Below are 6,434 nucleotides of genomic sequence, written 5' to 3' on the forward strand. Positions count from 1 at the left end.
GCTGAAGAACAAGATCCCCAACGAAGGCCTCTCGATGGCCGTCGCGGTGCAGAAGATGGTGAACGCCCGGGTCGCCGGCGTCGCGATCACCATGGACCCGACCAATGGCGACCGCTCCAAGATCGTGATGGAGGCCTCGTACGGGCTCGGCGAGCTCGTCGTCTCCGGGCAGGTGACGCCGGACAACATCACCGTCGACAAGGTCATGCTCATGGTCGTGAAGCACTCGATCGGCGACAAGCACGCCGAACTCGTGCCCGACCCCGCGAGCAAGTCCCTCGTCGAACGCGAGGTCCCTGCCGACCGCCGCGGGCGCCTCTGCATCAGCGACACGGAGATCACCGCGATCGCCGCGATCGCCAAGCGCGCCGAGAAGCACTTCAAGTGCCCCCAGGACATCGAATGGGCCCTCGACCGCGACCTGCCGGACGGGGAGAACCTCTTGTTGCTGCAGTCCCGACCCGAGACGGTGTTCTCCTCGACGGCGTCGGGTTCGATTCCGACGCAGTCCGCCGGGTTCGGCATCGAGAGCATCACCCGCTCGCTGATGACGCAGGCCGGCAAGGCCTGATCTCCCGCGCATCCGCTGCGCCTCATCTTCCCCGCTCGTCCCCTCCACCCGCGTTTACCCACACAGAACGGTTGAACCATGACAGAGAAGTCATTCCCCAGCCCGTACGACCAGAAGCCCGCGGCCCCCGCAGAGGGCTGGAAGGACCTCTACGCCTACAACCTGGTCTTCCAGGAGAACCGGCGTGAGGTCGAAGAGGCCAAGTTCTGGTTCTGCGACAGCCAGCACTGGCCGACGGTGACCAAGCCCTTCGAGACCATCGGCTTCGAGTTCGCCGTCTCCTGCCTCGGCCAGTACAACTCCCGCCACCTGCTGATCCCGCCGGCCAACGGCATCGAGTTCCGCATCCACAACGGCTACGTGTTCATGTCGCCCGTCGGTGTTCCCGAGACCGAGATCGCCGCCCGCGTTCCCGAGTTCATGGCCCGCGCCGGCCACTACTTCCAGAACTGGGACGGCCTGCTCGAAAAATGGCAGGGCAAGATCCGCGGCACGATCGACGAGCTCAACGCCCTGTCCTTCGAGGCGCTGCCGAACGCGGTCCCGCTCGAGGACGTCACGAGCGGCAAGGGTCTCGGCCCGAACGACGAGCTCCTCGGCAACTTCGACAAGCTCGTGTCCCTCACCTACCGGGCCTGGCAGTACCACTTCGAGTTCCTCAACCTCGGCTACGTGGCCTACCTCGACTTCTTCAGCTTCTGCAAGGAGGTCTTCCCCGGCATCCCGGACCAGGCCGTCGCGAAGATGGTGCAGGGCGTCGACATGGAGCTCTTCCGACCGGATGACGAGCTCAAGAAGCTCGCCAAGCTCGCCGTCGAACTCGGCGTCGACGGTCACTTCGGCAACACCGAGAACCCGGAGGAAACCCTCGCCGCGATCGGCGCGGCCGCGGGCGGAGCGGAGTGGCTCGCGGCCTGGACCGAGGCACAGGATCCCTGGTTCAACTTCACCGTCGGCAACGGCTTCTACGCCCACGACAAGTACTGGATGGACCACCTCGAGCTGCCGCTCGGCTACATCGCCGACTACATCGTTCGCGTGCAGAACGGTGTCGGCATCGACCGTCCCGTCGCAGAGCTCGTCGCCGAGCGCGACCGCATCACCGAGGAATACTCCGAACTGCTCAGCCCAGAACAGCTCGCCGCGTTCCAGGGCAAGCTCGGTCTCGCGCGGCAGGTCTACCCCTACGTGGAGAACCACAACTTCTACATCGAGCACTGGACCATGGGCGTCTTCTGGCGGAAGGCCCGCCAGCTCTCGAAGATGCTCTCCGAGGCCGGGTTCTGGCCGGAGGCGAACGGCATGTTCTACCTCCGCCGCGACGAGGTGCGCGAGACGCTCTTCGACTACGTCACCGGCTGGGCCGTCGGCGCCCCCGCGATCGGCCCGGACTACTGGCCGGCCGAGGTCGCCCGGCGCAAGGTCATCGTCGACGCGCTCTCCGAGGAGCGCCCGCAGCCGGCGCTCAACACGCCGCCCGCTGTGATCACCGAGCCCTTCACCCTGATGCTCTGGGGCATCACGAGCGACCAGATCAAGAACTGGCTCGGCGACTCCGACGCGCCGGAGGGCGAGTTCCGCGGAATGGCCGCCTCGAGCGGCGTCGCGGAGGGCCCGGCCCGGGTCATCAGCAGTTCCGACCAGCTCTCCGAGGTGCAGGAGGGCGACATCCTGGTCGCTCCCGTCACGGCGCCGTCGTGGGGCCCGATCTTCGGGAAGATCCGCGCGACCGTCACCGACATCGGCGGCATGATGAGCCACGCGGCCATCGTCTGCCGTGAGTACGGGATGCCCGCGGTCACCGGAACCGGAACCGCTTCCGCCCAGATCAGGACGGGACAGTGGCTGCGGGTCGACGGCAACAACGGGACCGTGACGATCGTCGAAGATCACGGCGCCGAGCAGGACGTTGCCGGCCTGGCCCACGAGCACGACCTCGCCCTGGCCCCTGCCGCGGCCGCCCAGCTCGACGCCGTCCTCGCCGAGAGCAGCCATGCCTGAGCGCGGCGCGGCCGGGGTCTCGCAGAGGACGGTGCTGATCACCGGCGCCGCCGGCGGCCTGGGCCGTGCCTTCGCCCTGGGCTTCGCGGCCCAGGGCGACCGGGTGGTCGTCGCCGACGTCAACCTCGAGGGCGCGCGGGAGACCGTCGTTCTCGTGGAAGAGGCCGGCGGAACCGCCCTCGCCCTCCCGGTCGACGTCACCGACCTCGCCTCGGTCACCCGGCTGGCCGCGGATGCCGCCGGCTGGGTCCTCGAGGCCCGGCCCGGCGCATCCGCCCCCGGTACGGTGCCCCCGGCCCAGGCCGGCGTGATCGACGTCGTCATCAACAACGCCGCGATCTACGCGACCGTGACCCGTGCCCCCTTCACCGACCTCGACCCCGACGAGTGGGACCGGGTGATGGCCGTCAACCTCAAGGGGCCGTGGCTCGTCACCCGGGCCTGCACGCCCTACCTGCCGGACGGCGGAAAGGTGATCAACCTCTCCTCCGCCACGGTGATGAGCGGATCGGCCCAGTGGGCCCACTACGTGGCCTCGAAGGGCGGCGTCATCGCGCTCACCCGGGTGCTCGCCAAGGAACTCGGCGACCGCAACGTGACCGTCAACGCGATCGCACCCGGCTTCACCCTGACCGAGGCCAGCTACGGGCTCATCGCGGGCGCCGAGAGCTACGGCGTCGACCGCGGCTCGCTCAAGCGGGCCTGCGAACCGGAGGACATCGTCGGGGCGGCCCTGTTCCTCGCCGCACCCGGCAGCGACTACATCACCGGCCAGACCATCGTGGTCGACGGCGGCCGGCAGTTCCTCTGACCCACCCGTAACCCAGAGAACCGAACCAGGAGACCGAGAAATGCCAACCGTGAGCTACGTCGCCTTCGACGGCACAGAGACCATCGTCACCGGATTCGCGGGCGATTCCGTGATGGAGACCGCGGTGCGCAACGGCGTTCCCGGGATCGTCGCCGAGTGCGGCGGCAGCCTGTCCTGCGCCACCTGCCACGTCTTCCTGTGCGCAGAGAGCGCGGGGCTGTTCCCGCCGAAGCTCGACCTCGAGGACGACATGCTCGACGGAACGGCCGTCGACCGGGAGGACAATTCCCGGCTCTCCTGCCAGCTGAAACTGACCGACGACGTGTCCGTGCACGTGCAGACCCCCGAAACGCAGGTGTGACCGGCATGGGCGACACGACCGCAGCACCCCGGCTGGGCACCCTCATCATCGGCAACTGCCAGGCCGGGGTGCAACTCGCCTCGACACTGCGCGAACTCGGCTACACCGACCCGATCACCCTCGTCGGCGAGGAGCCGCACGCCCCGTACCAGCGGCCGCCGCTCTCCAAGGCGTTCCTCAAGGGCGAGGCGACCGCTGACTCCCTGGCCTTCCGCACCCACGATTTCTACCGCGAGCATTCCATCGACCTCGTGCCGCGGGAGCGGATCTTCCGCATCGTCCGGAACGCGGACGGCGGCGTCGCGACGGCGGAGTCCGGGCGCACCTTCGCATTCGCCCGGCTCGCTCTCACCACCGGAGCCGCACCGCGCACGATCCCGTTCGAGGGCTCCGAGCTCGAGGGCGTCAGCTACCTGCGGACCGCGACGGAGGCGACCGTGCTCGAGCAGCAACTGCGTGAGGCGCGGAACGTCGTGGTCGTCGGCGGCGGCTTCATCGGCCTCGAGGTCGCAGCGGGGGCCAGGGCCGCCGGTAAGAACGTCACTGTGCTCGAGGCGGCTCCCCGCCTCGTCGGGAGGGCGGTCTCCGAGCAGACCAGCGAGTTCTACCTGCAGGCGCACCGGCGCCGCGGCATCAGCGTGGTGCTGAACGCGCAGGTCGTGCGGTTCGTCGGCGAGCACGACCGGGTCGCCGGCGTCGAGCTCGGTCCGGGTGACGGCGACGGCTCCGGCGAGATCGTGGCGGCGGATGTCGTGCTGATCGGCGTCGGGGTCGTCCCGCGCACCGAGCTCGCCGTGCAGCTGGGCCTCGAGGTCGACAACGGGATCGTGGTGGACGCAAGGGCCCTCGCCTCCGACGGACTCACCGTGGCCGCCGGGGACTGCGCGAACATGCCGAACCCGTCGATCGGGGACTTCGGTGTCGGCCGCATCCGCCTCGAAAGCGTGCAGAACGCGGTCGAGCAGGCCAAGGTGGCCGCGGCCACCCTGCTCGGACTCCCGGCAGAGCACCGCACGGTGCCGTGGTTCTGGTCGGACCAGGCCGACCTCAAACTGCAGATCGCCGGGCTGAGCGGCGGGCACGACCGGGTCGTTCTGCGCGGCGAGCCGGACTCCGAGAAGTTCTCGGTGCTCTACTACCGGGGTGGCCGGCTCATCGCCGCTGACTGCATCAACAGCCCGCTCGACTTCATGGCCGTGAAGAACGCCCTCCACAAGGGCCTTTCTGTGCCGGCGGATGTTGCGACCGACACCACCGTTCCGCTCAAGAAACTCTTCGCGGCCGTCGAGACGGCGGATGCCGGGCGTGCGGTGCCTGCGCCGGCCGCCGTTGATCTCGCTCCTCCTGCAGTCCCCGTTCCCGCCGGCAGTCCGGCCGCTTAGCCCCAGCCTCCGCGCTCCGGCGCCCCAACCTCGAAGTGAGAACGCCATGACACTGCAGACCGACCAGTCCATCGACACCTCGCCCATCGCCGTCGCCGCGGTCGGCCCGAGCGACCTCGACCCGCTCTGGCGCGCCGTCGAGACCGAGATGCGCACGCGCAGCAACGACATCCACGTGCCGATCTCCTTCGCTTTCGCCGAGCGGCTCTGCGAGGCCTACCCGGAGGCCGACGCCCTCGTCGTGCGGGTGGCCATCCTGCTGCACGACAGCGGCTGGGCCAGGGTGGACGAGACCAAGATCATCTCGGAGGGCTTCGGCGCGAACTGGCGCCAGGCCCAGATCCGCTACGAGCACGAGCTCAAGGGCTGCATGATCGCCAGGGAGGTGCTGCCGGGCCTCGGCTACGACGAGGCCTTCATCACCCGGGTCACCGACATCATCGACGGCCATGACACCCGCGTCGAGTCGTACTCGATCGAGGACTCGCTCGTGCGCGACGCTGACCGGCTCTGGCGCTTCACCCCGGCCGGCATCGCCCTCGCCTCGAGCTGGTTCGGCCAGACGCCGTCGTTCTACTGCCGGCGCCTGCGGGCCGAGATCCTGCCGGAGCTCATCACCGCTGCCGGCCTCGAGATGGCGACGATCGAACTCGACAGGGCAGAGGCGCTGCTGAAGATCGCGGTGCTCTGATGACGGGGCAGTCGATCGACGCGGCACCGACAGCGGCGGCCACGGCCACGGCTGCGGCCGGCCAGCCCGTCCAGCCCACGAGGTTCCCGGCCACGCTGCCCTATCGGCACACCGACGACCTCTTCATCGACGGCGCCTGGCGTGCGGCGAGCGGAACCGGTCGGACCACGGTGACCAACCCCGCGACGGAAGCGGAGTGGGGCAGTGTGCCGGTGGCATCCGCCGCCGACGTCGACCTCGCCGTCGCGGCCGCCCGCCGCGCGTTCGCGCGTGCCGGCGCCGGCGCTGACGGGTGGCGCGGGCTGGCCTCCTCGGTGCGCGCCGGGTACCTGGAACGCCTGGCCGGCGAGATCGAGAAGCGGGCGGCGGCGATCTCGCACACCAACACGTGGGAGAACGGCTCCCCGGTCGCCGAGACCGGGCGCGCGGCCTCGAATGCCGCAGCGATCTTCCGTTACTTCGCCGGACTGGCCGGGTACCTGGAGACCGCAGACGTGCGCCCGTTCCCCGACGGATCCGCCGAAACCGTCGTGCGGCAGGACCCGGTCGGCAGCCTCACCGCCGCAGAGTTCGAGACCGTGCGCGACGTCGTCACGGCGGGCGCCGACTGGAACGCG

The 6,434-nt window shown here is 69.5% G+C and carries 7 protein-coding genes; all 7 read left to right on the forward strand.

Annotated features, from left to right (window positions below; genetic code table 11):
- The coding region (locus QN345_RS14125; RefSeq protein WP_323508776.1) for a PEP/pyruvate-binding domain-containing protein at nt 1-571 on the forward strand (571 nt) is incomplete at its 5' end.
- A 78-nt stretch (nt 572-649) separates the two neighbouring features.
- Complete coding sequence (locus QN345_RS14130; RefSeq protein ID WP_323508777.1) at nt 650-2,572, forward strand: PEP-utilizing enzyme; 1,923 nt, start codon at nt 650-652, stop codon at nt 2,570-2,572.
- Nucleotides 2,565-3,383: an SDR family NAD(P)-dependent oxidoreductase gene (locus tag QN345_RS14135; protein WP_323508778.1), complete on the forward strand. Its 819-nt coding sequence runs from the start codon at nt 2,565-2,567 to the stop codon at nt 3,381-3,383. The genes QN345_RS14130 and QN345_RS14135 overlap by 8 nt, the downstream gene beginning before the upstream one ends.
- Before the next feature lie 40 nt (nt 3,384-3,423).
- On the forward strand, nt 3,424-3,744 hold the full coding sequence (locus QN345_RS14140; RefSeq protein WP_134449221.1) for a 2Fe-2S iron-sulfur cluster-binding protein: 321 nt from the start codon (nt 3,424-3,426) through the stop codon (nt 3,742-3,744).
- Between the two features lie 5 nt (nt 3,745-3,749).
- The gene (locus tag QN345_RS14145) at nt 3,750-5,126 is read left to right on the forward strand and encodes an NAD(P)/FAD-dependent oxidoreductase (protein ID WP_323508779.1); all 1,377 of its coding nucleotides are present in this window, start codon (nt 3,750-3,752) and stop codon (nt 5,124-5,126) included.
- Nucleotides 5,127-5,172: 46 nt separating this feature from the next.
- Nucleotides 5,173-5,817, forward strand: coding sequence for an HD domain-containing protein (locus QN345_RS14150; protein WP_323505057.1), 645 nt, complete (start codon nt 5,173-5,175; stop codon nt 5,815-5,817).
- Nucleotides 5,817-6,434 (forward strand): aldehyde dehydrogenase family protein (locus tag QN345_RS14155; RefSeq protein WP_323508780.1); only part of this gene is annotated, 618 nt, incomplete at its 3' end. The genes QN345_RS14150 and QN345_RS14155, both read left to right, overlap by 1 nt.

Source organism: Cryobacterium sp. 10I1 (assembly GCF_035019805.1).
Lineage (GTDB): Bacteria > Actinomycetota > Actinomycetes > Actinomycetales > Microbacteriaceae > Cryobacterium > Cryobacterium glucosi.

Excerpts from the sequence above, each read along its gene's own strand:
- QN345_RS14130 (WP_323508777.1), top strand. The coding sequence starts at position 650 with ATGACAGAGAAGTCATTCCCCAGCCCGTACGACCAGAAGCCCGCGGCC.
- QN345_RS14135 (WP_323508778.1), top strand. The coding sequence starts at position 2,565 with ATGCCTGAGCGCGGCGCGGCCGGGGTCTCGCAGAGGACGGTGCTGATC.
- QN345_RS14150 (WP_323505057.1), top strand. The coding sequence starts at position 5,173 with ATGACACTGCAGACCGACCAGTCCATCGACACCTCGCCCATCGCCGTC.
- QN345_RS14140 (WP_134449221.1), top strand. The coding sequence starts at position 3,424 with ATGCCAACCGTGAGCTACGTCGCCTTCGACGGCACAGAGACCATCGTC.
- QN345_RS14145 (WP_323508779.1), top strand. The coding sequence starts at position 3,750 with ATGGGCGACACGACCGCAGCACCCCGGCTGGGCACCCTCATCATCGGC.